Raw genomic sequence first — 26,362 nt, 5'->3', positions numbered from 1 at the left:
CTTCCTTTCTACTACTTGACGAGTTCTGGAGTATCCTCTAATTTTACTGATACTAATCGTGATACACCAGATTCCTGCATCGTTACTCCATATAGGACATCTGCTTCTTCCATCGTTCCTTTTCTATGAGTAATCACAATAAATTGTGTTTTTTCACTATAGAATTTCAAATAACGAGCAAACCGGTTCACGTTAGCATCGTCTAATGCTGCTTCTACTTCATCTAAAACACAGAAAGGAACTGGTCTAACCCGTAATATAGCAAATAATAATGCAATTGCAGTTAACGCACGTTCACCACCTGAAAGCAATCCAAGATGTTGCAACTTTTTACCTGGTGGTTGGGCAATAATATCTACACCTGTATCTAAGATATTATTAGGATCAGTTAACTTTAATTCTGCACTTCCTCCACCAAATAATTGTTGAAATACTTGAGAGAATTCCTCTTTTATTTGGTAAAAGGTAGATTCGAATCTTTTCTTCATTTCTTCGTCCATTTCCGAAATAACTCCATATAGTGTTTCCTTTGCCTCGACAAGGTCGGTTTTCTGCTCAGTTAGGAACTGGTACCTTTCCTCGATCCGCTCATACTCATCAATAGATCCTAGATTTACAAGTCCTAATTCTTCAATGGATCGTTTAATTAGTTTAACAGATCGCTTAGCCTCCTCAATATCCGTAGCCTTAGTATAGGTTTGTTGTGCTTTCTCAAACGAAATCGTATATTCATCCTGTAAGTGATTCAACCTATTTTCTAATTCTACATCTAGTCTAGTTGACTTTACTTCTTTATCTTGAACAGCATGTACTAATGATTGATGTATTCTATTATGCTCTTTTAATTCACGCTCTTCATCACTTATAGATTGAGTGCGATTAGACCTTTCTTGACGCTTTGATTGAATTTGTTCAATCACCTTATTTTTATGTTTTTGTTTTTCCTGAAGTGTGGCGTCCACCTCTTCCTCTGTCTCTCCATTTTTATTAAATTCATACATCTCTGTGAGTTGTTGTTGATTGTTGGATAAGGCTTGTTTTGATTCTAATAAAGAATCCTCTAAAGTATTTGTTTTTTCTTTTTGATTTTTAACAAGTGTCTCTTGCTCCGCCAAAGAAATCTGTAGTTGATGATATTTTTTTTGTATTTCATCGTGATTTTGTTGATATTCCGATTGTTGCTTGGAAAGTTCATCGATTCTACTCTGAATATTTAAAAGGTCTTTTTCAAGCATCTCTAAATCATTGGCTAAGGTTAAATCTTTTCCTTCTAATCCGATGATATCCTGATCAAATTGCACCTTATCCTGATCAAACAATTTCAAGTTTTCATTCAGGTGATTCAAGTTAATCTCTTGCTCTGTCAGTTTTGATTGAGCAAGTTGCTCATTTTGTTGCTTTTCTCTAATACTAAATCTCAGTTGTTCTAACTTTTCTTCATATTCTTCAATAATTTCTTTATTACTTTCTACTTTTGTTTCAAAATGAGTAACCTTGCTCTCAAATTCTGTTAGTTTTTTCGTAATTTCTTCAAGATCCTTTTCTCTTGTAAACAAAGATTGATTTGTTTTCTTTTGAGCCCCTCCAGACATCGATCCACCTGGATTTACTACATCCCCTTCAAGTGTCACTACCCTAAACCTTCTATGAAGTTTTACCGCAATATTGTTGGCATCCTCCAAGGTTTCAGCTATAACAACATTACCTAACAAGCTTTTTACTACATTCTCATAATGATCATTAAATGTGATTAAATCCGAAGCAACACCAATATATCCTTTTTGATTCGATACCGATTTTAATAAGTCATTTGAAATATATTTAGGCTTAATTGCCGTAATCGGTAAGAAGGTAGCGCGGCCTTTATTAGTTCTTTTCAACCAATTTATTGCGGACCTAGCCGCAGACTCATCTTTTACCACTATATGTTGAGATTGACCGCCAAGAGCAGTCTCAATACCAGTGATAAATTTAGCTGGTACATTAATTAATTCAATCACAGCACCATTTATATGTTCTAGCTCGTTATTTTCTCTTGCTTTCAATACTTCCTTTACACCTTGAAAAAAACCTTGAAAATCCTCTTTCATATCTTCAAGCATTTCTTTTTTTGATCTTAATTTTTCGACGTATTGGTATCCCTGGTATAACTTAGTCTGAAGCTCCTGATACTTTGCTTTCTCATTAGTTAAATTTGTTTTGGCGGAAAGCAACTGTTGCTCAGCATCAGCACGCTCCGTTTTACGAGATTCAAGATCACTTTCAAGTCGCTGTATTTTTTCCTCTACAAGGTCACGATCAGTTACAAGTCCTTTAAATTTATCTTGTTGGTTATTTTTTTTGTTTCCAATCTGGGATTTTTGACTTTCTATTGATTGTCTTTCGTTCCTTTTTGCAGCCTGTTCATTTAAGCGTTCAATGTATTCACTTTTTAGTTCTTCAATTTGATCTTGAATGTTTTCTTTAGTCATCGTCAAATCTTGTGCTAATTTTTGGACATGTTCTTTAGTATGATTTCTGCTTTTTACATTTTCAGTTAACTTTTGTTGTTCCACACCTAGATCTTTTTCTATCCTATAGACTTTATCCTGTAATTGGGTACCCTCTTCTTGAAGTTTTGCTTTATTAGATTCGAAATATTTATATCTTTCGTTTATTAATTTTTTCTTTCCTTCAAGGTTTTCTAAATCCTTTGTTAGGATCAGTAAAGTTTCTTGAAGTTCTTCTATTGATTCATCTAAAAGTTGAATCTGACTTCGTTCTTCTTCTAAATTTGCTTCTTTTTTCTGTATTTTCGTCTTTAGCTCAATCTCATTGCGCTTTTGGGTTTCAATTTCTTCTAGCATTGCTTTCCATTGAGAGTGAAGTTGTTCAATTTCGGCAATTAATAAAGAAATCTCTTTTTCTTTTAGGTCATCTTTCTTTTCAAGATAATCCTTAGCAACTGCTGCTTGTTCCTTAAGAGGATCCAACTGATTTTCTATCTCGTGGATAATATCCTCGATACGATTTAAATTTTCTTGTGTCTCTGCAAGCTTATATTCCGCTTTTTTCTTTCGATGTTTATATTTTAATACACCAGCAGCTTCCTCAAAGATGGATCTACGTTCCTCGGCTTTCGAGCTCAGAATTTCTTCTACTTTCCCCTGACTAATAATTGAAAATGCTTCTCTTCCTAGCCCAGAATCCATAAAAAGGTCAACGATATCTTTTAGACGGCAGCTCTGTTTATTAATTAGGAATTCACTTTCTCCAGAACGATACACCCGTCTTGTAACACTTACCTCTTCGTAATCAACAGCTAACATTTGATCAGAATTATCAAGAGTAAGTGTAACTTCAGCCACATTAAGAGCTTTCCTTGAATCACTTCCCTGAAAGATGATATCTTCCATCTTAGTCCCTCTTAGCGATCGCGCTGATTGCTCGCCTAATACCCACCTTATTGCATCTGTTATATTACTTTTTCCACTACCATTAGGACCAACCACCGCTGTAACACCTGACACAAAGTCAACAGAGATACGTTCAGCAAATGACTTAAATCCCACAGTATCCAAACGTTTAAGGAACATATTCATTCTCCTATTAAATTACATTTTGTTTTATGTAAAAGCTTTATGTATAATGCTAAATAAGATATTTTTTTATTTCAACTTGTTCATTTTATCATAAAGGGAAGGTACTTAGAAGATTTCATTGAATATTAACTAAGAGGAGTGATAACAGTGAGTGATTTAAATGAACCTACACAAGAAAACTTAGAAACTATGATTAATGAGATGGCTAGTATGTTGCAGGTTGTTAACCGTTCCATCATGGATCCAGAAGATTACGATCTAGAAAAATATGATGAACTAAAATCTCTTTATGATTTGTTGAAACAAAAGGGACAATTAAGTGTTGCTGAAACCCAAGCATTTGTACAAGAACTAGCAAATATAAGAAAATAAAACTTTTTTTCATTTATTTTTCAAGCAATTTTTTAAAATATTATTGGTACAAAAGAACTGACACTTCCTAAAAATTAGAAGGTGTCAGTTTGTTTTTAGTTACTAGCATATTCATCAATGGCTTTCTTTGCTGCGCGTTGTTCCGCTTCTTTTTTTGTACGGCCATAGCCAACCCCTATTAGGTTCCCATTAATTTGAACCTGAGCCACAAATTCCCGATCATGTGCTGGTCCTCTTTCTTCAGTGATTTCATATTCTACAGTACTATTCTTGTTACGTTGTACAATCTCCTGTAGCTGACTTTTGTAATCCATCGCATGAGAAAAAGCACCATTACTTATTTTGGGATAAACATATTTTTCTAAAAAAATAATTACTTGCTCATATCCTTGATCTAAATATAACGCTCCAATGAACGACTCAAACACATCAGCGAGAAGGGCAGGCCTATTCCTACCACCAGTCATTTCCTCACCTTTTCCCAGCAAAATATAATGACTGAAACCGATGTCATTTGCAAAGTTAACTAGTGAAGGCTCACAAACAATCGATGCACGAAGTTTTGTTAATTCTCCTTCAGCCATTTTGGGAAATTCACGGTACAAATATTGTGATACACCAAGTTCAAGCACGGCATCTCCTAGAAATTCTAAACGTTCGTTATCCTCAAAATCTTTTTTACGGTGCTCATTCACATAAGATGAATGGGTAAAAGCTTGCTTAAGCAAGTTTTCATTTTGAAATGAGATACTTAATTTATCTTGTAATTGTTTAAAGTTCATTAGCTTTCCACCTACTAGACTCTCTTAATATGGAGAAAGCCTCGCTTTAGCGAGACTTTCCTGACAATTATCTACACTGCTACTTGCAGTTTATCGAAAATTATTATTGCTTGCTGTCTATGTAGTTTACAGCATCGCCAACCGTTCCGATTTTTTCTGCATCTTCATCAGCGATTTCCATATCAAATTCATCTTCAAGCTCCATTACAAGCTCAACCACATCTAATGAGTCTGCTTCTAAATCATCTTTAAAAGAAGCTTCCATTATCACCTTAGATTCTTCAACATCCAAACGGTCAATAACAATCTTCTTTACGCGATCAAAAGTTTCTGACATTGCATATTCACCTCCCTTCAAATATCTCACTAACCCACTATACGTTTAATGTGTCAATCAAATCAACTGCTAAAGAGCAAAACCAAACAATTACATGACCATTCCACCATCAACGTGAATAGTTTGACCTGTAATATAATTTGCATCCTCTGACGCTAAAAACCTTACCACTCTTGCGACCTCCACACTCTTGCCTAGTTTAGCAAGAGGGATAATATCTAACATACTTGAGCGCTGCTCTTCAGTTAATTGGTCAGTCATATCTGTTTCTATAAATCCAGGAGCAATAGCATTAACAAGAATATTTCTTGATGCTAATTCTTTTGCTGTTGTTTTAGTTAAGCCTATCACACCAGCTTTCGCAGCTACGTAATTCGCTTGCCCCGGGTTACCACTCACTCCAACAATAGAAGCAATATTAATTATTCTCCCACTTCGTTGCTTCATCATCTGTCTAGTAACACCTTTGGTGCAAAGGAAAACACCTTTTAAGTTGATGTTAATTACTTCATCAAACTCTTCTTCCTTCATTCTCATTAACAAATTATCTCTAGTAATCCCCGCATTGTTTACAAGGATATCAAGACTACCAAATTCATCTACAACAGTTTTAACCATGTTCTTCACTTCAGATTCATTCGAAACATTTGCTTGAATTTTTATAGCTTCCATACCCAATTGCTTGATTTCATCAACTACAGTTTGTGCCTTGGCTTCGCTTCCAGCGTAATTCACAGCAACCTTTGCACCCTTTTGTGCCAATTCAAGCGCGATAGCTCTTCCAATTCCTCTTGATGCGCCTGTTACTAATGCAACTTTTCCTTCTAACATTAGGATTCCTCCTTATACCATTGGATAAACTTCTCTAGTGAGTCTGGATCTTGAATAGCGAATGTCGTTATCTGACGATTCACTTTTTTTACTAGGCCATTTAATACCTTACCGTTCCCCACTTCAACAATTGCATCTAAGTTTTCCTTCAACATATTTTCAATTATTTCTTCAAATCTTACAGGAGAATACAACTGTCTTAGTAATAGATCCATAATTTCGTTTGTATCTGTAACCGGTTGTGCAGTTACATTTGCATAAACAGGGATTATAGCATCTTTAAAATTAACGTTATGTAAAGCACGAGTAAACTCCGTTGAGGCGGGCTCCATTAATCTCGAATGGAATGGGCCAGAGACATTCAACGGAATAACCCTCTTTACTCCATTATTTTTTAACAGTTCTGAAGCTTGCTCTATCCCAAGTCTAGTTCCAGAAATAACCACTTGACCTGGACAGTTCAAATTCGCAACGTCTACAACTTCATCAGAAGTACGATTTACTTTTTCTAACACTTCATCAATAACATCAATACTTGCTCCAAGTACTGCAGCCATCGCACCCTTACCTTCTGGATAAGCTTTTTCCATCAAAGTACCCCTTGTTCTTACAAGTGGCAATGCTTCTTCCCAAGGGAGTGCACCAGAAGCAACAAGTGCCGAATACTCTCCTAAACTATGCCCAGCTGTCATTACTGGATAAATGTCATTATCATTTAATACTTTATTTATAGCTGCACTCGTTAACAATAAAGATGGTTGAGCGTTTTCTGTATTAGTAAGTACGTCTGCCGGCCCTTCGAACATCAAAGATGTTAATGAATCACCCAATAGTTGGTCAGCTTGATTGAACATCTCTTTTACATCTATATATTTATCGTACATTTGCTTTCCCATACCAACAGTTTGAGAACCTTGGCCTGGAAACACAAAAGCCACTCGCTTCATTTTATTCCTCCTCTTGTAAATCGATCGACTTCATTGTATTCTCGATTGTTTCTGTGACATTATGATCGACCATATGACAAGCCTGTTTAATAGCACTAAAAATCGCTCTAGCATTCGAAGAACCATGGGCCTTTATTACTGGGGATGCTAGACCAAATAATCCTGCACCACCATACTCGGAGTAATCCAATTGATTTTTTAATGTTTTTAAATCTGATTTTACTAAACCAGCAGCTAACTTCGTTTTCGCATTTGTCATGAACGTCTTCTTTAACATTGAAAACATGGTTAAAGCAGTACCTTCTATTGTTTTTAAGGCAATGTTACCACTAAAACCATCTGTTACAACAACGTCAGCAACGCCATTTAGTAAATCACGCGCTTCTATATTACCAACGAAATTAATCGGTGCTTTTTTCAATTGCTCAAAAGCTTTTTTAGTGAGCTCATTTCCTTTGCCATCCTCGGTACCAATGTTCAACAAGCCAACTTTAGGCGAAGCTATTCCTCGTACCTTTTCTGTATAGATTGAACCCATAATGCCGTATTGCACTAAGTGGGTTGCTTTAGCATCTACATTAGCACCGACATCTAATAATACGAAACCCTTCCCATCTTGTGTTGGCAAGGTTGGACTTAATGCCGGGCGGTCAATTCCTTTTATTCGTCCAATAATGAACAAACCCGCACTCATTAGTGCTCCGGTATTTCCAGCCGAAATACAGGCGTCTGCTCTTTTTTCCTTAACTTCATTGGCCATTAATACTAGCGAGGAGTTTTTCTTACGGCGCACTGCACGAACTGGTTCATCCTCACCAGTAATAACCTCCGTTGTATGTATGACCTTAATTCTAGTTGAATCGGTTAAATAGGAAGATATTTTTTCCTTGTCACCTATTAAGGTAATTTCTAAGTTTGGTAGTTGTTTTATTGCTTCCATTGCACCTAAAACGATTTCCTTAGGAGCATTATCCCCACCCATTGCATCAATGGCTATTTTCATAATTTATTCTCCTTTTTGTTCGTTTGAACGAAACATTTCGAATATTCCTGAAAATACTTTTTCATTTTCCACGAAGCTCTCCACTTCCACGCTAGTTCTGTCTTTTTGATTTAAACTAACCACCTTAGCTTTTGCTACTACTCGTTCTCCCTGCTTCACTTGATTGGAAAATTTAATTTCAGCTCTAGCTGTTAATGCCAGTTCATCATTGATCACCGCTACGGCAAGAGAATTTGCTTGGGCAAATAAGTGATGTCCACGTGCAATTTTGTTCCGGGAGAAAACATGTTCATCCCTTATATCTAAAATAGAAATTGCACGCTTATCCAACTCTAAATCAACAATTTCCCCTATTACTTCATCAATTGGCAACGCTTTTACTGTTTCATTCCATTGGTATGTTGCAACTGATTTAATCCGTTCTCTTAATTCTGGTATAGATAGCTCCATTCGATCCAGACGAATTGTTTGAATACTTACTTCAAATTTTTTTGCCAATTCTTCATCTGTAATAAAAGGTAACTCTGCAATAGTCTCTTTAAGTAGGCTTTGCCTAGTTTTCTTATTTTTTCTCATCACTCACACCATCCAAGTTATCCTAAAATCAAACGTTACAAATAATAAAATCTAAAAATTAAGACTAGGTACTAATAGTAATATATAATACCAATAAAAATTATGCAAGCATATCACTTAATCGAAATTTAAACCTTTTTCAACTTCTCTACTTAGCATTTTTTTCAAGCTAAAGTATGAACTATCTTTCTCTAAAAGGTTTGAGTAGATAATTTCTTGTGCATCCTTTCTAGCCGTTTCTAGGGCACGATAATCATGGACCATGTCAGCAACCTTAAACTCCGGTAGTCCGCTTTGCTTTTTACCAAAAAAGTCTCCAGGACCCCTCAATTGTAGGTCTTGTTCTGATAATTCAAATCCGTTTGTGGTCTCTGTCATGATTCGCATTCTCTCTTTACCTACGTCACCTTTGGGATCTGCTAATAAAATGCAATAACTTTGAACTTGTCCTCGACCAACTCGACCTCGAAGCTGATGTAATTGAGATAACCCAAACCGCTCTGCATCATAGATAACAATTATTGTTGCATTCGGCACATTCACACCCACTTCAACCACTGTTGTCGAAACTAGTACTTGTACTTCATTATCGGCGTACTGCCTCATTATTTCTTCCTTTTCATTAGCATGTAATCTACCATGCATCAGTCCAACCTTTATATCAGGTGCATAATAAGATTCAAGCTGGTGAAAAAGATCTATTGCATTTTGAATATCCAATTTATCAGATTCTTCAATAAGTGGGCATATCACGTAAGCTTGATGACCTTGCTCTACTTCCTTTTTTATAAAATCCAGTACACGGTCTAGCATGTTATCCTTAACCCAATAAGTCTCTATTTCCTTTCTACCTAGAGGCATCTCATCAATTTGAGATACATCCATATCACCAAAAGCTGTAATCGCTAGTGTTCTTGGGATTGGAGTAGCAGTCATAAATAATACATCTGGGTTTAGTCCTTTATCTCTTAGTGTTCTTCTCTGATTTACACCAAAGCGATGTTGTTCATCGACAATTACCATTCCCAGATTACCGAACACCACTTCTTCCTGTATCAAGGCGTGTGTTCCAATTACGATATCCGCTTTATTGGTTTGGATCAATTCTAGAATTTCTTTACGACGCTTCCCTTTAATTGATCCTGTTAACAGAACAATTTTCGCTTGATCTGCAAATAGGTCTTGAAGGGACTTGTAATGTTGTTCGGCAAGAATTTCAGTAGGTACCATTAAAGCTCCCTGCTTTCCTGCAGTAATTGAAGCGTATAGACAAATTGCTGCCACTGCCGTCTTGCCTGAACCCACATCACCTTGCAATAGACGATTCATTCGATAAGGGGAATGCATATCTGTCAGAATTTCTTTTAGAGAATTTGATTGAGCTTTCGTTAGCTTAAAAGGTAATCGTTCAATAAACGTCTCCACTTTTTCTCGATCAAATTGTTGACTGTTACCACTGGTAGCTTCTCGTGTTCTTTTTCGTAGCCATTGCATTTTAAGCTGAAATAGTAAAAATTCTTCATATGTAAGTCTTCTTCTTGCATGCTTTAACATTTGGTTACTAGTTGGAAAATGCATCTGAAGGAGTGCTTGATTCCTATTAGGTAATTTATATTCCTTTAAATAGACTTCAGGAATTATTTCTTCGATTTGATTACTATATTGAGAAAAAGCCTGGCGAATAATTTTTTTTAGTTGATAATTTGTTACATTACCACGTAAAGGATATACAGGCTGAATTGGAGATTGGTTGTCAGCACTGCCTTTTTTGTAATTACTTACTGTGATTTGCAAACGATGCTGATCCCACTTGCCAGTAACTGTAACAACATCACCATCTTGGAGTTGTTTTTTTGCAAAAGAACGATTAAACATAATAGCTTTAACAACCACGTGATCCACTTGTATGTTTATAACTAATCTTGATTTTCTCTTTCCATAAAAAGTTAGGGAAGGTTGTCCAATAACCTTCCCTTCAATAGTAACTTTATCATCGTGTATTAGTTCACTTAGAGGTTTTATTTCAAATATATCGTATCTATTTGGAAAATAAAAAAGCAAATCCTCCACAGAGTGAATTTCAATTTCAGATATTGTTTCACTTAGTTTCTCGCCTATTCCCTTAACGTTACTAACCGGTTCGTTCAACAACACGATCACTCTTTCTCGATTGGAATTCCAAATATTTTAGATGCTAACGCACGACCCGTAGGCGTCGCTGCTAAGCCACCTTCACCTGTTTCCCTTAAAGCACTTGGCATTGTTTTACCTATGCGATACATAGCTCCAATTACTTCATCACAAGGAATTCTGCTTGTGACGCCTGCTAAAGCCATGTCTGCAGATACAATTGCGTTTGATGCCCCCGCTGCATTTCTTTTCACACAAGGTACCTCTACTAGTCCTGCAACTGGATCACAAACCAATCCAAGCATGTTTTTTAGGGTTATTGCAAATGCTTCGGCACTTTGTTGTGGGGTTCCTCCAGCCATCTCTACAATGGCAGCAGATGCCATTGCCGATGCTGAACCAACTTCAGCTTGGCATCCACCTGCTGCTCCAGAAATAGATGCGTTGTTTGCAACAACAAAACCGAATGCTCCTGATGTAAATAAAAATTGCACCATTTGTTCTCTTGTTGGATTTAACTTGTTTTTTACAGCAAATAGAGTACCTGGAACACATCCCGCACTCCCAGCGGTTGGTGTTGCACAAATTGTTCCCATTGCCGCGTTCACCTCATTGGTTGCCACAGCTTTACTAACTGCATCTAATAATAACGTTCCTGATAATGGTTCCTGCTCTAACATATATTTTTGTAATAGAACTGCATCTCCACCAGTTAAACCAGAACGTGAGGAAACACCCTTTAATCCATCTTCTACAGCCTTTTCCATAACTTGCAGGTTTTTCTCCATTTGACCCATTACTTGTTCTCTTGTTTTATCGTGAACATCCATTTCTTGCCTTATCATTACCTCTGAAATTAACATGTTTTCGTTCTCAGCTATTTCTATTAATTCAGCTACATTACGAAACATACGTATTTCCTCCCCTTGTCTACCAAGTTGTTGTCATCTCAGTTGATGTTTTATGACTATGTTAATAAGAACCATGATTAATTAATCAACAATTTTGGCAACTTGTAAAATGTGATCAGCTTCTTCCAATTCTTTAACAATGTTGTCTTCAACATTTTGATCAACCTCTATAATCATTAAGGCTTCTTTTCCTATATCTTTTCTAGACACTTCCATTCTTCCAATATTAATCTCATGTCTAGCAAGAATTTGTGTAATTGACGCTATTGCTCCAAACCGGTCATTGTGCATTACAAGTATTGCCGGATGGTTTCCTGAGAGATGAAGATCAAATCCATTTAATTCAGTGATTTCCACTTTACCACCACCAATAGAGATACCAACTAGTTCAAGATCATCTATCCCATTCCCGATTTTGACTCTAGCAGTGTTCGGATGGTCAGTAGCTGCTTCATCCTCATGAAAGGACACCCTCATTCCTTTTTGCTCTGCTAGAATCAAAGAGTTACTTATCCTTTTGTCATCTGTATCAAATCCAAGTAAGCCCCCGACTATTGCAACGTCGGTTCCATGACCTTTATATGTTTTAGCAAAAGATCCATAAAGATAAATCTCCGCCCATGTTAGTTCCTCACCAAATAATGTTCTAGCTGCCTTTCCAATTCTAGCTGCTCCTGCTGTATGTGAACTTGAAGGACCAATCATCACTGGACCTATAATATCGAAAACGGACCTATACTTCATTCTAGCACCGTCCCTTATAATAATTTAACCGATATAATTAGTATAACGGTAAGTAATTTAAAAAAGAAGTAGATAAGAAAAAACTTCGCATTTCTGAATTATCTGACAAAATAAATTCAACTATTAGTCTCAACCATAAAATTAGCGATATATTTTACTACCAATACAATAAAAAAAGCCCTTTCTTTTTAAAGAAAAGGCCTTTGTTTATTCAATTGAGAAAATAAACGAATAGATAGGTTGATTCCCTTTGTGGGTTTCTAACTCGATGTCTTCATAATTTTCTTCTATAAAGTTAGTTATAGTAGCAAGCTCTTCTTCACTTGCATCCTCACCTTGAAGAATTGTTATGATCTCGTCTTCATCAGTAAGCATCTCTTGCAACAATTTTTTTGTTGTTTCTAATTTATCTTTATCTGTTGACTTAATACTTCCGTCTGCTAGACCCATAAAGTGGCCATTTTCGATTGTCATACCATCGATTTGCGTATCTCTAACAGCATAAGTGACCTGCCCAGTTTTAACCAGTTTACTTGCATCTACCATACTTTCTTTGTTTTCATCCAAAGGAACTTCCGGATGAAAAGCAAGCAAAGCACTCATCCCTTGGGGTATTGTTTTAGTAGGTACAACCGCAACATTTTCATCAGCTAAATCCGCAGCTTGTTCAGCAGCCATTATAATATTTTTGTTATTTGGAAGGATTATAATGTTTTTAGCATTTGCTTCTTTAATAGCATCTGTAATGTCTTTTGTACTAGGATTCATCGTTTGTCCACCTTGAATCACTACCGTAGCTCCCAAGCTTTCTAACAATGTTTTTAAACCTTCACCCATTGCAACAGAAACAATACCATACTCTGATTTCTCTTTTGGCTTATTTTTTTGCTTCTTTTTATCACCAACGATTGATGTATGCTGTTCTCGCATGTTGTCAACCTTAATAGTTAGAAAACTTCCATAGCGTTGGCCTAAATTTAATACTTCTCCAGGATGCTCGGCGTGAATATGAACCTTAACAATTTCATCATCAGAAACAACAAGTAAAGAGTCACCGTATCCATCTAATTCATTTCTAAATTCTTCTTCACTAAATGGATTGGTTGTTAATTTATCCTCTTCAAACTTAACCATAAATTCCGTACAGTAACCGAATTCAATATCCTCTGCACTCATAAAATCCTGAGCTAGCTTATGGTGTTCTGCATTGACCATATCACTAATATCAATAGAATTATCAGCACCCTCAGGAAGCTCCTCACCCTTAAGTGAAGCCAAAAATCCTTCATAAATAGTAACAAGGCCTTGTCCACCACTATCAACTACTCCAACCTCTTTTAGAATGGGTAATAAATCTGGAGTTCGTTTCAACGATGCTTTTGCTTCAGTAAGAACACCTTCCATAAACTCAATGATGTCTTTGTCGGATGATTTAGCAAGTTCCTGGGCTTTATGTGCAGCATCTTTAGCAACAGTTAAAATCGTACCTTCAACAGGTTTGATAACTGCCTTATATGCAGTTTTAACACCCACATCAAGGCCATTAGCTATATTTGCAGTAGTCAAGGACTTTTCGCCCTCTACACCCTTTGCAAACCCTCGGAACAATTGAGAAAGAATAACCCCAGAGTTACCCCTTGCTCCCATTAGCAATCCTTTAGCTAGTGCATGTGCTACCTCAGAAACATTTTCACTTTTTATATTCTTTACTTCATTGGCTCCTGAAGTCATTGATAGGTTCATATTGGTTCCTGTATCCCCGTCAGGAACAGGAAAAACATTCAATGCATCAATTCTTTTAGAGTTATTAGTTAAGTGGTGTGCTCCGGAGAGTACCATTTGTGCGAATGCAATTCCATCTAACCTTTGTAACGACACTTACAACTTCCTCCTTCTTCAACGGTCTCACTTTAGACCGAGCTCTTAAATATAATCTAATAAGAGCTATTGTTATTCTGAAAAATAGAATGGTTATTTCCAAAAATCTACATGATCAGGATCAGGATAGATTAGTCATTTGCTACTCTTACACCTTGAATATAAATATTTACAGAGCTAATAGATAAACCAAGAGTTTTATCCAATGTGTATTTCACCTGAGATTGTACATTATTAGCAACTTCTGAAATTTTCGTTCCGTAGCTAACAATGATATACATATCTATATGTAAATTTTCTCCATCTTGTCTAACGACTACTCCTTTAGAAAAATTCTCTTTTCGGAGAATTTCTGCAATACCATCTCTAAGTTGGTTTTTTGAGGCCATTCCTACAATGCCGTAGCATTCAATCGCTGCACCACCAGCAATGGTTGATATTACTTCGTTTGTGATAGTTACATGACCATCCTTTGTGTTAAGTTCAATGGACATAAAAATCCTCCTTGGCAAAGTCGTAAATTTAAGGTCATTTTACTATAACTTTTAAAAATATGAAAGCTGTTTCACTTTAAAATAATTATGTATCCTTTAAAACATATTATTTATTTAAAATAATAGCCTTAAATCCCTTAACAATAAAATACTTCAGGCTCTGAATATTCTACTTAAAAATCAGAATAAACCCCTTTATACAATGGACGAAAATAGAAGATATGTCAAGTTAACATTCTTGATATTATTCAAGAAGAGATATTGCATTATCCGTTACCCTATGATAGATTATATTAGTATGTAAAGATATACATGCTAGTAGGAGGGATTTTTATGGGACGCACATGTGTTATTACTGGTCGTAAGACTTCAGCCGGAAACGCTCGTTCTCACGCAATGAACGCTAATAAACGTCAATGGAAAGCTAATGTTCAAAAAGTACGCATTATGGTTGATGGTAAACCAAAACGCGTTTATGTATCTGCTCGAGCTCTTAAGTCAGGCAAAGTCGAACGAGTATAATACATTGGATTAACAAAAAAGCACCCATATGGGTGCTTTTTTGTTTTAGTCCTTTTTAAAGGTACCCATAATTGCACGTACAAAGCCACCAATGAACCGCGGGAGTTTAAACGTATAAAATTTCATGAGATCCCCCTCCTCTTTTTCCGGATAGCAATAAAAGATCACTTCAGATTATCCTATGTTAATAACCTTAATTAAGTACATCTCGGCTCTTTATTACTAATAATATGCCTTCCCTAAATGAAAAAGTACCTTTTTCTAAAAGAAGCTTATTAGAAATACAAAGTGTTGAGCCCCAATTAATAGTTGTATTACTTAAACTATAGTAAAAACCTTCGAGAGATATGCCTATTACTTTTTGTGAGAAAGGTAGAAATGAAATATTCGAATAAATCGGATCATCGTAAATGTGATAAACACCCGGTGCTTTTAACTCCATTTGATTACTACCATCAATGATAATACCGCTAACTTTTTCTTCTATTAATTTGTATAGTAGTTGAATGCTCGCCATTCCATGGTCTAACCTTCCACCAGTAACACCAAATAAATATATTTTTGTTGGTTTTAACTCCAGTGCTTTCTTTACAGCTAGTTCTAAGTCCGTCTCATCCTTTTCAATAGGAAAAATTTCAAAATGATGACTTTCCTGTTTAACTAATTTTAACTCAGACTCTGTTATTGAATCAAAATCACCAATTGCAATATCTGGTGTGATTTTCTGATTTAGGAGAGTCATCGCTCCTTTATCTGCTCCAATCCAGGTATTTATTTCTGCATTGTACGACTGGAGAATTGGAATATTATTTGTAGGTCCACCTGCGACAATAGCTATCGTTGACATTACCTTTACCACACCTTCTTAATATACAAAAGTTTTTTAGATAGATAAAAAGGTTGCCAAATTGGCAACCTCTCTTTATGCTTGGCGGATACTTGCTATTGCTTTTTTCCGGTCTTCTTTATTGAATACGGCATTTCCAGCGACGAAGACATCTACACCAGCCTCTTTACATAACTTTGCGGTTTCTGGATTTATTCCACCATCAACCTCAATTTCAAATGACAAATTCATCTCTTTTCTCCATGTAGCAATCGTCTTAATTTTAGCCAACACTGATGGAATGAATATTTGACCACCGAAACCTGGATTGACAGTCATTAACAAAACAAGATCGACATCAGGTAAAACAGGTTTAATTAATTCTGCTGGTGTGGCTGGATTAATTACTACTCCAGCTTTTACCCCTGCTCCTTTGATTGATTGAATAGTCCGGTGTAAATGAGGACAAGTTTCTTGATGGACGGTGATAATATCAGCACCTGCATCTGCAAACTCACGAATAAATTTATCCGGGTTTTCAATCATTAAGTGAACATCTAGTGGGAGTGATGTAATTGGCCTTATAGCTTTTACTACTAATGGACCTATAGTGATATTAGGTACAAAATGACCGTCCATTACATCAACATGTATATAATCGGCCCCACCTTTTTCAACATCCTCTATTTCATCTTTTAATATCGAAAAATTAGCTGATAATATTGATGGAGCAATTTTTGTCATAATTAATACCTCGGCTTTCTGTCATGAATCTCTTCAAAAAATTGCAAGTAATGTTCATATCTGTATGCTGGTATTTCATTTGCTTTGACAGCCAGTTTCACTGCACATTTTGGTTCTTTATTATGCATACAACCCCTGAATTTACATTCACTTTTTAGCTCGCTCATTTCAGGGAAACAATCGGGAAGTTCCTCTAATTCAATTTCACTGAATTCAAGTGAACTAAAACCTGGTGTGTCAGCTACTAGTCCGCCATTAATCTCAATTAATTCTACATGCCTCGTTGTGTGTTTTCCTCTTCCGAGACTCTCTGAGATTTCATTAGTTTCTAATTTCAGCAACGGGTTAATAGCATTTAACATCGACGATTTACCTACACCTGACTGACCTGCAATTACAGATATCTTATCTTTAAATTGATTTATTACATCGAATAACTTTTCCGGTTCTTTTGTTGATAATGTTTGAACTGTATATCCAATTTGCTCATAGTCAGTTTTAAATTGGTTAATTACGTCTTGTTGTTCTGGATTGATTGTATCCATTTTAGTTATAAAAACAACTGGATCTATGCCCTTCGATTCAATAAGTACCAAAAAGCGATCAAGAAGCAATGTACTAAAATCTGGTTGTGTTGCCGAAACAACAATTACCGCTTGATCTATATTAGCAATTGGTGGACGTACAAGCTCATTTTTCCGCTTTTTAACTTCAGTAATGTATCCCTCGCCAGGATTACTTTTTTCAAAAACCACATGATCACCAACAAGCGGATTTATTTTATTTTTTCTAAGTAAACCTCTCCCTCTGCATTGATAGAGGTTGTCATCAGTTTTTACATAATAGAATCCACTTAATGCTTTAACGATTTTACCTTCTGGCATTCATTCACTCACCCCTCTACATCTTCGTATATTACGGTTTTTTGAAGTACTACCGTATCGTCACGCTCCACCTTATATTCAGCCGTTCCACCTGCCGGGATAATTAATCGAATCGTGAATTCTGTATCTGATGTAATGGTTTGTTGTTCATGTAGCATTGTAATATCTTTTTCTAGATCACCTTTATATATTCTTACTTCCTGTTCCTGGGCTATAGTCTCGCCTTCATCATTTGTTTCTTGGTTACCTGTATAAGGGATCAAAAATGTTACAGGATGTGTAATTGGTGGTTTTTCTTCAGGTCCAATAGACACAACAATTTCTACTATAGAATCTTCCTCCACTTGACTGTTCGCTCCAGGGTTCTGACGAATAACTCTCCCCTCAGGGACTTCATCTGAATTCTCTTCAATTAAGTCAACAGAAAGATTATTATTTGTTAAATAATCCCGCGCCTCTTGCTCTGACATACCAACTAATTGACTTAAGGTTACTTTTTCTGGACCGCTGCTAATCTCAAAAATGACGTTGGTTTCCTCTGGGATAACCTCTGCACCTGGCTGAGGCTGGTATTGAGCAATAATTTCTCCAACTGGCCTGTCAGATACTTTTTCGTAAAATTTCACATCTTTATAACCAGTTTGCCTCAATAACCTTTCCACCTGAGTGTAATCTTGTCCAACATAATCATCAAAAGCTACTTTTTCTTTCCCTTGACTTGAAAACACGGTGACCGTACGTCCCTCTTTCACTACATCTCCAGATGCAGGATCTGTTTTGACCACGTAACCTTCTTCTACATCCTCAGAATACATCGTTTCTCTTTCAACAACTAGATTCAAATTACTTAATTCACTAAAAGCTTCATTATATTCCATTCCTGTTACATCAGGTATTTCTACATCATCTGGTTGCAACAAACTTGGCAAAATAAATAAAGCAGCTAGAATAGCACCAAACAGAATAAACAAAACTGCTGTAACCCAAATAAACGCTTTTTTACGTTTCTTTTTACCCTTATTTTCTTCTATACCTTTGGAAATGTCGGTTTTAGTATTAGTGTCATGGATAATAGTATCTTGGTGCGACTGATGTTTTTTAAAGGTTTCGTCAGTTATTATTGGGATTGCTTTAGTCTCTTCTCCACTATCCTCTGGAGGATAAAACACCTTTTCATTTAATCTGCTAGGGTCCAGTGCTGTTTCTAAATCATCCTGCATTTCATATACTGTTTCATAGCGATGAAACGGATCTTTCGTTGTAGATTTAAGCACGATATTTTCAACACTTTGTGGCAATTCAGGGTTCCAACGTCGAATAGAAGGCGTATTACTCTGTAAATGCTTTAAAGCAATTGATACTGCCGTTTGACCAGAAAATGGCAAGCGCCCACTCAGTAGCTCGAATAATACAATTCCTAGGGAATAGACATCAGATTTCTTATTAGCCATTCCGCCTCTTGCTTGTTCAGGTGACAAGTAATGGACAGACCCTAGCACTGAATTCGTTTGTGTCAGTGAGGTTGCACTTAAAGCGATAGCAATCCCAAAATCCGTTACTTTCACTTGACCAAAAGGATCAATTAATATATTTTGAGGTTTGATATCTCTATGAACTATATCATTCTCATGTGCATGAGATATGGCAGATGTAATTTGCTTCATAATATCTATCGCTTCCTGCACCTCTACTGGTCCGTATGTCTGTATGTATTTTTTGAGTGTCATGCCATCAACAAATTCCATTACCATATAATAGATATTGTCTTCCTGATCAACATCATAAATATTAACAATATTAGGATGAGATAAGCTTGTTGCAGATTGTGCTTCTCTATGAAATCTAGCTATAAATTCCTCATCATTTGCATATTCTAAACGTAACACTTTAATTGCTACATCTCGATCTAAAATGATGTCTCTGGCAAGGTAGACATTGGCCATACCTCCGCCACCAATCATTTTCTTAATCTTATATCTTTCATTCAATAATCGACCATCTAGCACTATGATTCACCCTCTTTCTCTGAGTCATCATAGTAAACGAGAGCCAATGATATATTGTCCTCGCCACCTCGATTATTCGCTTCGTTAATTAATTCTTCTGCATTCTCTTGTAAGTCCTGTGTATCTTGAACATAATTATGCAATTCAGATTCAGTTAATTTATTTGATAGTCCATCAGAACATAGTAATAGCTTATTTGACTTATCCCATCCAATTGTCTGAACATCTGGTGTGACATCTTTCTCAGTTCCTAGTGCTCTTAATAACACATTTTTTCTAGGATGATACTCTGCATCATCTTTTGAAATTTGACCAGTACGAACTAATTCATTAACTAGAGAATGGTCCTCGGTTATTTGGCTAAATCCTTTTTCATTTAATAAATAAGCTCTGCTATCGCCTATATGTCCAATCGTTATAAACTCAGGACCACATACGATAGCAACAACGGTTGTCCCCATGCCATTGCACTCCTCGTGTTCTTGAGCATGATTGTATATTGAGTTATTTATTTGTGTTATCGATGTTGTTAACCATTCCTCAGCTTCTTCAGGAGAAGCGAGAAAACCTGATTTAGCCCATTCTTCCCTCAATGAAGTAATGACCATCGCACTTGCAATGTCACCGGCTTTATGTCCACCCATTCCATCGGCAACTACCGCTAAAATCTGTTGTTTAGAATTTTCCAGAATTGCTCCATTGTCCTCATTATGATCTCTTACTTTACCTTTATCCGTCATAAAGTAACCATTCATCGTATTCACCCCGTCCCAGTTGATTCTTCAAAAATTAAATGAAGAGTCAAATTTGAAAAGATCTTTTTTATTATACTTGCTTATTGACTGTTTTTTTTCAACCTTGTTAAAAAGAATCCATCAGTATTACATTCATGTGGAAATAATTGCAAACCCCATTTAGTCTTTCCTTCGGTATCTTTTAAATTTTCAGGAAGCTCCTGGTAAAATTCCTGATCAATTTCATATTCAGGATGTTTCAAAAGGAATTCCTCAATGACTTTCTCATTCTCGTTTTTGTCAACAGTACAAGTACTATACAATAGTTTACCATCTTTCTTTAATAATGAGGAAACACTTTCCAATAATTCTAATTGAATTAGTGACAGTTGCTTAATATCTTGTTCACTTTTATGATACTTAATGTCAGGCTTACTTCGCAACACACCTAAGCCAGAGCATGGTGCGTCTAAAAGAATTCGGTCAAACGTTTCTTCCTGGTGAAGTGATCTTAATGTCCGAGAATCTGCTTGTTTCGAACTGATAATGCTCAATTCTAATTCCAAAGCTTTTTTTGTAACAAGCTTTGCTTTTTTGTCATGAAGGTCATAGGCGTGTATTTGCCCAACATTACTCATCTTCTCAGCAATATGTGTAGTCTTTCCTCCTGGAGCACTACAAGCATCTAAAATAGTCATTCCTTTCTCAACTTTTAGCATCTCAGTAACTAACATTGAGCTTTGATCTTGAATCGTTAAAAAGCCATTCTTGAATAAATCGCTTCTCAAAATATTACCTTTATTTACTATTATTCCTTGGCCAGAAAAGAACGAAGGTTCAACATCAAACCCATTATTTACCAAGTGATCAATAGCCTCTTGTCTAGACAATTTCATTGGCTGAACACGAACACTTATCGGTTTATGTGTTAAATTAATCTGACACATTTCTTCAGTAATTTTTGTGCCATACATCTTGATCCATCTTTCTATCAACCAAGACGGATGACTTGTTTCTATACTGATTCTTTTAGTTGGATCAGTTATTTTAGCTGGATCAGGAAAACCTTTTCTTTGGATACTTCTTAATACGCCATTTACTAAAGACGCTATACCTTTATGTCCCCGTTTTTTTGAAATCTCTACTGACTCATGAATAATTGCGTGATCTGGGACCTTATCTAAATATTTCATCTGGTATAACGATAAATAGAGAAGCCATTTAACCCAAGGAGATAGCTTCTTCTTTTGATCTACAAAACCAGCCAGAAAATATTCAAGCGTTAATTTTCGTTGAATGGTACCATAGACCATTTCTGTTAGTAACGATTGATCTTTTTCACTCAACCCCTTATTTTTAATAGCATGGTCAATTAACAGGTGACTAAAGCCTCCACCTTCACCAACCCTTATTAAAATATCTAATGCAGTACTTCGAAGTAAATTTTTAGCCATTATTGTCTCCTAACTTTTCCCCAACTTGTATTCCGTTACCAGTACCCCGCAAAAAATCTTCCGCTGACATTCTTTTTTTACCAGAAGGTTGCAAACTAGTAATTTTAACACCTTTTTGATCGCCACAGGCAACAATCAATCCATCATCAAGCAATTGTGTTATTTCTCCAGGCAAGGCATCATTTGTTCCTTCAAAAGGTTCAGCCCACCAGATTTTCAAAACCTTCTCCTGTAGTGTTGTGAAGGCTACTGGCCATGGATGAAGACCACGAATATGGTTATAGACTTGTTGACTAGGTAATTCCCAGTCTATTTTTTCTTGTTCTCTTGAAATATTATAAGCATAGGTAGCCTTGTCATTCTCCTGTTTGGTTCCTTTTAATCGACCATCCAATAACGCTGGAAGTGTCTCATGAAGGAGATTAGAACCTGCCTTAGATAATTTGTCATGTAATGTTCCCACATGGTCATTTTTTTCTATCGGCACGGTTACTTGTGTTAGAATATCACCCGCATCAAGTTGTTCTACCATGAACATAATGGTAACACCTGTTTCTTCTTTCCCCTCTAGAATGGAGTAATGAATTGGTGCGCCTCCACGTAACTCTGGTAAAAGCGAAGCATGTACATTTATACATCCATGGATAGGTGCCTCTAAAAGTGGCTTTGGAAGAATTTGTCCAAATGCCGCTGTTACAATTAAGTCAGGCTTATATTCCAATACATACTGATAATCATCTTTTATTTTTTCAGGTTGGAACACAGGAATACCATGTTTCTCAGCCTCGACCTTTACCGGAGGTGGGGTTAATACTCTTTTCCTTCCTTTTGGTCGATCCGGCTGTGTCACCACTAGTTCCACCTGGTAGTTATCACTAATTAATTGTTGTAAAACAGGTACGGCAAAATCCGGGGTACCCATAAAAACGATTCTCTTCATAATATTCCCCTTCCTACATCAATTGATAGGGTTGTAAATCCACACTAATTAATAAGTCATTTTTCTGTATTTCTTTTTGATAGAAGCTCAAAACTTTCTTAATAACTTTTCTTTGATTCGGTTCGTTTTTGTATTTTATCATGCATTGATAACGATATCTATCCTTGATCCTTGTAAGAGCCGACGGTGTTGGCCCAAGAATTCTCGTCTGTGAAGAAAGATGTTTATTCAGAAGCTTTGTTATTGTTTTTGTAACCTCGATTACCTTCACTTGGTTCGGATGAGAAACTGTAATGAGCGTTAAGAAAAAATAAGGTGGATACTGGAATGTCTTTCGGATTTCCATTTCTTTTTGAAAAAAACTGTCGTAATCATATTCACTTGCTAACTGTACACTATAATGCTCAGGTGTATAGGTTTGAACGACCACCTCACCTGGCAAGAGATGTCGTCCAGCTCGTCCGCTAACTTGAGTAAGTAATTGAAACGTTTTTTCTGCAGCACGAAAATCAGGTAAATTGAGTAATGCGTCAGCTGCTAGAACTCCTACGAGAGTTACGTTTGGGAAATCCAACCCTTTTGCAATCATTTGTGTCCCAAGCAGGATGTCAGCTTCGTGGTTAGCAAACTGATTTAATAACTTTTCGTGAGAGCCTTTTCTTGTTGTCGTATCGACATCCATTCGAATTACTCTTGCCTCTGGCATTAATTTATTCAAAGCCTCTTCTACCTTCTGTGTTCCGGTACCAAAAAATCGGATCGTATCACTTTCACAAGATGGGCATTTAGTTGGCATATCATCTTCATGGCCACAATAATGACATTTCAAACTATTTTTACTCCGATGATATGTAAGAGTAATGTCACAATGTGGACATTCAATCACATGTCCACAGTCTCTACACATTACAAACGTTGAATACCCACGTCGATTTAAAAAGAGTACCATTTGCTCTTTTCTTTTTAATCTTTCTTCGATGTCTTTCATCAATTGTCGAGAAAACATTGTACGGTTTCCTGCATGCAACTCTTCACGCATATCGACTAGTTTAACTTTTGGCATTACAGCGTTATTCATACGTTTAGAAATCGTTAATAATTGATATACCCCTTTTTGTGCTCTTGCGAATGACTCTAATGCTGGAGTTGCACTACCAAGAACTACCGGACAGTTATGCTGTTCACCGCGAAATATCGCTACGTCCCTAGCATGATAGCGTGGATGATCCTCCTGTTTATAGCTTGTCTCATGTTCTTCATCGATAATAATAATCCCAATATTTTCAAGTGGTGCAAAAATTGCAGACCGTGCTCCAACTACCACTTTTACTTGCTTCCGCTGAATTTTACGCCATTCATCAAATTTTTCCCCTGCCGATAAAGCACTATGCAGAACAGCTACCTCAGAACCGAATCTTCCTTTGAAACGCTCGACCATTTGGGGAGTTAAAGCAATTTCCGGAACTAGAACAATTGCTTCCTTACCCTTTTTTATTACTTCCTGAATTGATTGCAAATAAACTTCCGTCTTTCCACTCCCTGTTACTCCATGTAATAAAAATACTTGATGACTTTTCTTTTCAATCGTAGACAGAATTGGTTTTATAGAGTTTTCTTGTTGCTCTGTAAGCTGCAAGGGAGTAGTTTTTGGATACTTATCTTCTTTGTATGGATTACGATATACTTCTTCTTTATATTCACGTAGTAACTTTCGTTCAAGTAATACTTTTAAACTTGACCTGGATGTATCTAGCAAGCTTAGTAACTCTTTTTGAAGGATTGCCTGTGGATGTTCAATAAAATAGCTTAGTATTTCTGCTTGTTTTATTGCTTGTTTAGGGAGGTTTGCTAATTCTTCGTCCAACAGAAAAGATTCTCGATTAGGAGCAATCATCGTTTCTTTTTTAAACGTTTCTCTGGAATGAACCTGATAGCTAACCTCTATTAATCCCTGATCAATCGCTTTTTGTAGGTGATAAAAGCTACCATCACGAGATACAAACTCTTCATAAGGAATAACGTCCCTATTTGCAAAAATAATTTCTAATATCTCAGGAAGTTCTTCCTCTGTTAACCGCTGGAGTTCTTTTTTATATTTTGCCTTTAACACTTGAGGGAGCATTACTTGAAAAGCGGAAATATAATAGCTTAATGTCTCTTCAGATAACCATTTACCTAAGTTAATTAACTCTTCGGTAAGAACTGGGGTGACATCCATTAAGTCGTCAATAAAGCGTAAACGATCAAAATCTGAGTGATTCGTAAGTTCAAGCACAAATCCCATTATTTTTCTTGGGCCAAAAGGAACGATTACTCTCATTCCTTTTTTAACAGATCCCTGAAAATTTTCCGGTATTTTATAGTCAAAAATACGATTTGTCTGACTAGCTGGAACATCTACGACTACTTTTGCTATATTCACTTGGTATCATCCTTAAGGTCTGAACTTATTAGCATAAGGAGCTGTTTAGAGATATTGTTTTTGGTAGTTAATTCAATATTCTTTTGTATGCCTCCACTGGTAATAAACGTAACCACATTTGTGTCTCCAGCAAAACCAGCACCCTCAGCCTGTATATCATTAATCACAATGGCATCCAAATTTTTATCTTGTAATTTTTTTTGGCCATAATTAATAACATCATTCGTTTCCGCTGCAAAACCTACCAAATATTGGGTTGTTTTTATATCACCTAGCTCTTTAAGGATATCTTTTGTTCGCTCAAACTCAATAACCAAATTACCTGGTTGCTTTTTCATTTTTTTATCATATGTAGTTATAGGACGATAATCAGCTACAGCCGCTGCTTTAATAACAATGTCTTTGTCTTGAAAATGCTTAATCATTTGCTGATACATCTCTTCTGCAGTAGTAACATCTACTCGTTTTACATTTACTGGCGTAGAAAGTGATACTTTTCCCGTTACTAAGGTTACGTCAGCACCTAGCCGTTGAGCTTCTTCTGCTAAAGCAAACCCCATCTTTCCTGAAGAATGATTGGTAAAATAACGAATAGGATCTATTTTCTCCTTCGTTGGTCCTGCCGAGATTAACACTTTTTTCCCTGTTAATGGTTTTTTAGTTAGTAAATCATTTATCACTACCTCGACAATAGTTTCAGGCTCCTCTAATCGTCCCTTCCCGACATATCCGCAAGCCAAATAACCACTACCAGGTTCAATAAATTTGTATCCCCAAGATTCAAGTTTTTTCATGTTTTCAATTACTGCTGGGTGCGCATACATATGCACATTCATTGCAGGTGCAATATAAACCGGTGCTTCTGTTGCTAAAAGAACAGTTGATAGCATATCATCTGCAATCCCATTTGCTATTTTTCCAATCATATTAGCCGTTGTAGGTGCTAAAATAAAGAGGTCAGCCCAATCAGCTAAATCAATATGGGCAATTTTTTCTGGGTCTTTTTCGTCAAATGTATTCGTATAAACTGGATTTCTAGAAAGTGCTTGAAATGTTAGGGGAGATACAAATTGAGAAGCACTACTAGTCATAATTACCTTTACGTTAGCATCTTGTTGAACTAATTTACTTGTCAAAGCACAGGCTTTATACGCCGCAATACCTCCGGTTACACCTAATACAATATTCATTCCTTTTACCATCTATAGTTCCCCTTTCAAATAACACCTTCTGTTAGAGCTTTT

Annotated in this window: 24 protein-coding genes; 2 read left to right on the top strand and 22 right to left on the bottom strand. The window is 36.3% G+C overall.

Annotated features, from left to right (window positions below; genetic code table 11):
• Positions 1-11 precede the first annotated feature (11 nt).
• Positions 12-3,575 carry a chromosome segregation protein SMC gene (gene smc, locus GH741_RS06010; RefSeq protein ID WP_153735879.1) on the bottom strand — a complete coding sequence of 1,188 codons (3,564 nt, stop codon included), beginning with the start codon at positions 3,573-3,575 and terminating at the stop codon, positions 12-14.
• A gap of 153 nt (positions 3,576-3,728) precedes the next feature.
• Between smc and GH741_RS06005 the strand changes: the two genes are divergently transcribed.
• Positions 3,729-3,953 carry a DUF1128 domain-containing protein gene (locus tag GH741_RS06005; RefSeq protein WP_338079265.1) on the top strand — a complete coding sequence of 75 codons (225 nt, stop codon included), beginning with the start codon at positions 3,729-3,731 and terminating at the stop codon, positions 3,951-3,953.
• 95 nt (positions 3,954-4,048) lie between these two features.
• Here the strand turns inward: GH741_RS06005 and rnc are convergent, their stop codons facing one another.
• The 11 genes from rnc to GH741_RS05950 all read right to left on the bottom strand — a co-directional run bounded on the left by rnc (position 4,049) and on the right by GH741_RS05950 (position 14,586).
• Positions 4,049-4,735, bottom strand: a complete 687-nt coding sequence (gene rnc / locus GH741_RS06000) for a ribonuclease III (RefSeq protein ID WP_153735878.1) — start codon at positions 4,733-4,735, stop codon at positions 4,049-4,051.
• 103 nt (positions 4,736-4,838) lie between these two features.
• Positions 4,839-5,072, bottom strand: coding sequence for an acyl carrier protein (locus tag GH741_RS05995; protein ID WP_153735973.1), 234 nt, complete (start codon positions 5,070-5,072; stop codon positions 4,839-4,841).
• Between the two features lie 90 nt (positions 5,073-5,162).
• Complete coding sequence (gene fabG, locus GH741_RS05990; protein WP_153735877.1) at positions 5,163-5,903, bottom strand: 3-oxoacyl-[acyl-carrier-protein] reductase; 741 nt, start codon at positions 5,901-5,903, stop codon at positions 5,163-5,165.
• Positions 5,903-6,850, bottom strand: a complete 948-nt coding sequence (gene fabD, locus GH741_RS05985; protein WP_153735876.1) for an ACP S-malonyltransferase — start codon at positions 6,848-6,850, stop codon at positions 5,903-5,905. The genes fabG and fabD overlap by 1 nt, the downstream gene beginning before the upstream one ends.
• A 1-nt stretch (position 6,851) precedes the next feature.
• Positions 6,852-7,853 (bottom strand): phosphate acyltransferase PlsX, encoded by a 1,002-nt coding sequence (plsX, locus tag GH741_RS05980; RefSeq protein ID WP_153735875.1) that lies wholly within the window; start codon positions 7,851-7,853, stop codon positions 6,852-6,854.
• A 3-nt stretch (positions 7,854-7,856) separates the two neighbouring features.
• Complete coding sequence (gene fapR / locus GH741_RS05975) at positions 7,857-8,429, bottom strand: transcription factor FapR (protein WP_153735874.1); 573 nt, start codon at positions 8,427-8,429, stop codon at positions 7,857-7,859.
• A gap of 117 nt (positions 8,430-8,546) precedes the next feature.
• Positions 8,547-10,580 carry an ATP-dependent DNA helicase RecG gene (gene recG / locus GH741_RS05970; protein ID WP_153735873.1) on the bottom strand — a complete coding sequence of 678 codons (2,034 nt, stop codon included), beginning with the start codon at positions 10,578-10,580 and terminating at the stop codon, positions 8,547-8,549.
• 5 nt (positions 10,581-10,585) lie between these two features.
• Positions 10,586-11,470 carry an L-serine ammonia-lyase, iron-sulfur-dependent, subunit alpha gene (sdaAA, locus tag GH741_RS05965; RefSeq protein ID WP_153735872.1) on the bottom strand — a complete coding sequence of 295 codons (885 nt, stop codon included), beginning with the start codon at positions 11,468-11,470 and terminating at the stop codon, positions 10,586-10,588.
• Positions 11,471-11,551: 81 nt separating this feature from the next.
• Positions 11,552-12,214, bottom strand: coding sequence for an L-serine ammonia-lyase, iron-sulfur-dependent subunit beta (gene sdaAB / locus GH741_RS05960; RefSeq protein WP_153735871.1), 663 nt, complete (start codon positions 12,212-12,214; stop codon positions 11,552-11,554).
• Positions 12,215-12,421: 207 nt separating this feature from the next.
• Positions 12,422-14,092, bottom strand: a complete 1,671-nt coding sequence (locus GH741_RS05955) for a DAK2 domain-containing protein (RefSeq protein ID WP_338079264.1) — start codon at positions 14,090-14,092, stop codon at positions 12,422-12,424.
• A gap of 131 nt (positions 14,093-14,223) precedes the next feature.
• A complete protein-coding gene (locus tag GH741_RS05950) occupies positions 14,224-14,586 on the bottom strand; it encodes an Asp23/Gls24 family envelope stress response protein (protein WP_153735870.1) in 363 nt (120 codons plus the stop codon).
• Positions 14,587-14,919: 333 nt separating this feature from the next.
• On the opposite strand from GH741_RS05950, the gene rpmB reads away from it, so the two are divergent.
• A complete protein-coding gene (gene rpmB, locus GH741_RS05945; protein ID WP_153735869.1) occupies positions 14,920-15,108 on the top strand; it encodes a 50S ribosomal protein L28 in 189 nt (62 codons plus the stop codon).
• Positions 15,109-15,153: 45 nt separating this feature from the next.
• On the opposite strand, the gene spoVM is transcribed toward rpmB, so the two are convergent.
• The 10 genes from spoVM to coaBC all read right to left on the bottom strand — a co-directional run bounded on the left by spoVM (position 15,154) and on the right by coaBC (position 26,320).
• Positions 15,154-15,234 carry a stage V sporulation protein SpoVM gene (gene spoVM / locus GH741_RS05940; RefSeq protein WP_153735971.1) on the bottom strand — a complete coding sequence of 27 codons (81 nt, stop codon included), beginning with the start codon at positions 15,232-15,234 and terminating at the stop codon, positions 15,154-15,156.
• A 67-nt stretch (positions 15,235-15,301) separates the two neighbouring features.
• A complete protein-coding gene (locus GH741_RS05935) occupies positions 15,302-15,955 on the bottom strand; it encodes a thiamine diphosphokinase (RefSeq protein ID WP_153735868.1) in 654 nt (217 codons plus the stop codon).
• Between the two features lie 75 nt (positions 15,956-16,030).
• A complete protein-coding gene (gene rpe, locus GH741_RS05930) occupies positions 16,031-16,678 on the bottom strand; it encodes a ribulose-phosphate 3-epimerase (RefSeq protein ID WP_153735867.1) in 648 nt (215 codons plus the stop codon).
• 2 nt (positions 16,679-16,680) lie between these two features.
• Positions 16,681-17,562 carry a ribosome small subunit-dependent GTPase A gene (gene rsgA / locus GH741_RS05925; protein WP_153735866.1) on the bottom strand — a complete coding sequence of 294 codons (882 nt, stop codon included), beginning with the start codon at positions 17,560-17,562 and terminating at the stop codon, positions 16,681-16,683.
• An 8-nt stretch (positions 17,563-17,570) separates the two neighbouring features.
• A complete protein-coding gene (gene pknB, locus GH741_RS05920) occupies positions 17,571-19,568 on the bottom strand; it encodes a Stk1 family PASTA domain-containing Ser/Thr kinase (protein ID WP_338079263.1) in 1,998 nt (665 codons plus the stop codon).
• Entirely contained in the window at positions 19,568-20,323 is a 756-nt protein-coding gene (locus GH741_RS05915) for a Stp1/IreP family PP2C-type Ser/Thr phosphatase (RefSeq protein WP_153735865.1), read from the bottom strand. Before GH741_RS05915 ends, pknB begins: the two co-directional genes overlap by 1 nt.
• Positions 20,324-20,403: 80 nt before the next feature.
• Positions 20,404-21,756, bottom strand: a complete 1,353-nt coding sequence (rsmB, locus tag GH741_RS05910; RefSeq protein WP_153735864.1) for a 16S rRNA (cytosine(967)-C(5))-methyltransferase RsmB — start codon at positions 21,754-21,756, stop codon at positions 20,404-20,406.
• Positions 21,749-22,696 carry a methionyl-tRNA formyltransferase gene (gene fmt / locus GH741_RS05905; protein WP_153735863.1) on the bottom strand — a complete coding sequence of 316 codons (948 nt, stop codon included), beginning with the start codon at positions 22,694-22,696 and terminating at the stop codon, positions 21,749-21,751. The genes rsmB and fmt overlap by 8 nt, the downstream gene beginning before the upstream one ends.
• A 13-nt stretch (positions 22,697-22,709) precedes the next feature.
• A complete protein-coding gene (gene priA / locus GH741_RS05900) occupies positions 22,710-25,118 on the bottom strand; it encodes a primosomal protein N' (protein ID WP_338079262.1) in 2,409 nt (802 codons plus the stop codon).
• On the bottom strand, positions 25,115-26,320 hold the full coding sequence (coaBC, locus tag GH741_RS05895) for a bifunctional phosphopantothenoylcysteine decarboxylase/phosphopantothenate--cysteine ligase CoaBC (protein WP_153735862.1): 1,206 nt from the start codon (positions 26,318-26,320) through the stop codon (positions 25,115-25,117). The genes priA and coaBC overlap by 4 nt, the downstream gene beginning before the upstream one ends.
• Positions 26,321-26,362 lie beyond the last annotated feature (42 nt).

It is taken from the genome of Aquibacillus halophilus, from assembly GCF_009649745.1.
Lineage (GTDB): Bacteria > Bacillota > Bacilli > Bacillales > Amphibacillaceae > Aquibacillus > Aquibacillus halophilus.
This window is presented reverse-complemented; position numbering and strand designations above follow the sequence as displayed.

Bases quoted from the DNA above. Each gene is read 5' to 3' on its own strand.
- smc (WP_153735879.1), bottom strand. From the start codon at position 3,575: ATGTTCCTTAAACGTTTGGATACTGTGGGATTTAAGTCATTTGCTGAA.
- rnc (WP_153735878.1), bottom strand. From the start codon at position 4,735: ATGAACTTTAAACAATTACAAGATAAATTAAGTATCTCATTTCAAAAT.
- GH741_RS05995 (WP_153735973.1), bottom strand. From the start codon at position 5,072: ATGTCAGAAACTTTTGATCGCGTAAAGAAGATTGTTATTGACCGTTTG.
- fabG (WP_153735877.1), bottom strand. From the start codon at position 5,903: ATGTTAGAAGGAAAAGTTGCATTAGTAACAGGCGCATCAAGAGGAATT.
- fabD (WP_153735876.1), bottom strand. From the start codon at position 6,850: ATGAAGCGAGTGGCTTTTGTGTTTCCAGGCCAAGGTTCTCAAACTGTT.
- plsX (WP_153735875.1), bottom strand. From the start codon at position 7,853: ATGAAAATAGCCATTGATGCAATGGGTGGGGATAATGCTCCTAAGGAA.
- fapR (WP_153735874.1), bottom strand. From the start codon at position 8,429: ATGAGAAAAAATAAGAAAACTAGGCAAAGCCTACTTAAAGAGACTATT.
- sdaAA (WP_153735872.1), bottom strand. From the start codon at position 11,470: ATGTTTCGTAATGTAGCTGAATTAATAGAAATAGCTGAGAACGAAAAC.
- sdaAB (WP_153735871.1), bottom strand. From the start codon at position 12,214: ATGAAGTATAGGTCCGTTTTCGATATTATAGGTCCAGTGATGATTGGT.
- GH741_RS05950 (WP_153735870.1), bottom strand. From the start codon at position 14,586: ATGTCCATTGAACTTAACACAAAGGATGGTCATGTAACTATCACAAAC.
- rpmB (WP_153735869.1), top strand. From the start codon at position 14,920: ATGGGACGCACATGTGTTATTACTGGTCGTAAGACTTCAGCCGGAAAC.
- spoVM (WP_153735971.1), bottom strand. From the start codon at position 15,234: ATGAAATTTTATACGTTTAAACTCCCGCGGTTCATTGGTGGCTTTGTA.
- GH741_RS05935 (WP_153735868.1), bottom strand. From the start codon at position 15,955: ATGTCAACGATAGCTATTGTCGCAGGTGGACCTACAAATAATATTCCA.
- rpe (WP_153735867.1), bottom strand. From the start codon at position 16,678: ATGACAAAAATTGCTCCATCAATATTATCAGCTAATTTTTCGATATTA.
- rsgA (WP_153735866.1), bottom strand. From the start codon at position 17,562: ATGCCAGAAGGTAAAATCGTTAAAGCATTAAGTGGATTCTATTATGTA.
- GH741_RS05915 (WP_153735865.1), bottom strand. From the start codon at position 20,323: ATGAATGGTTACTTTATGACGGATAAAGGTAAAGTAAGAGATCATAAT.
- rsmB (WP_153735864.1), bottom strand. From the start codon at position 21,756: ATGGCTAAAAATTTACTTCGAAGTACTGCATTAGATATTTTAATAAGG.
- fmt (WP_153735863.1), bottom strand. From the start codon at position 22,696: ATGAAGAGAATCGTTTTTATGGGTACCCCGGATTTTGCCGTACCTGTT.
- coaBC (WP_153735862.1), bottom strand. From the start codon at position 26,320: ATGGTAAAAGGAATGAATATTGTATTAGGTGTAACCGGAGGTATTGCG.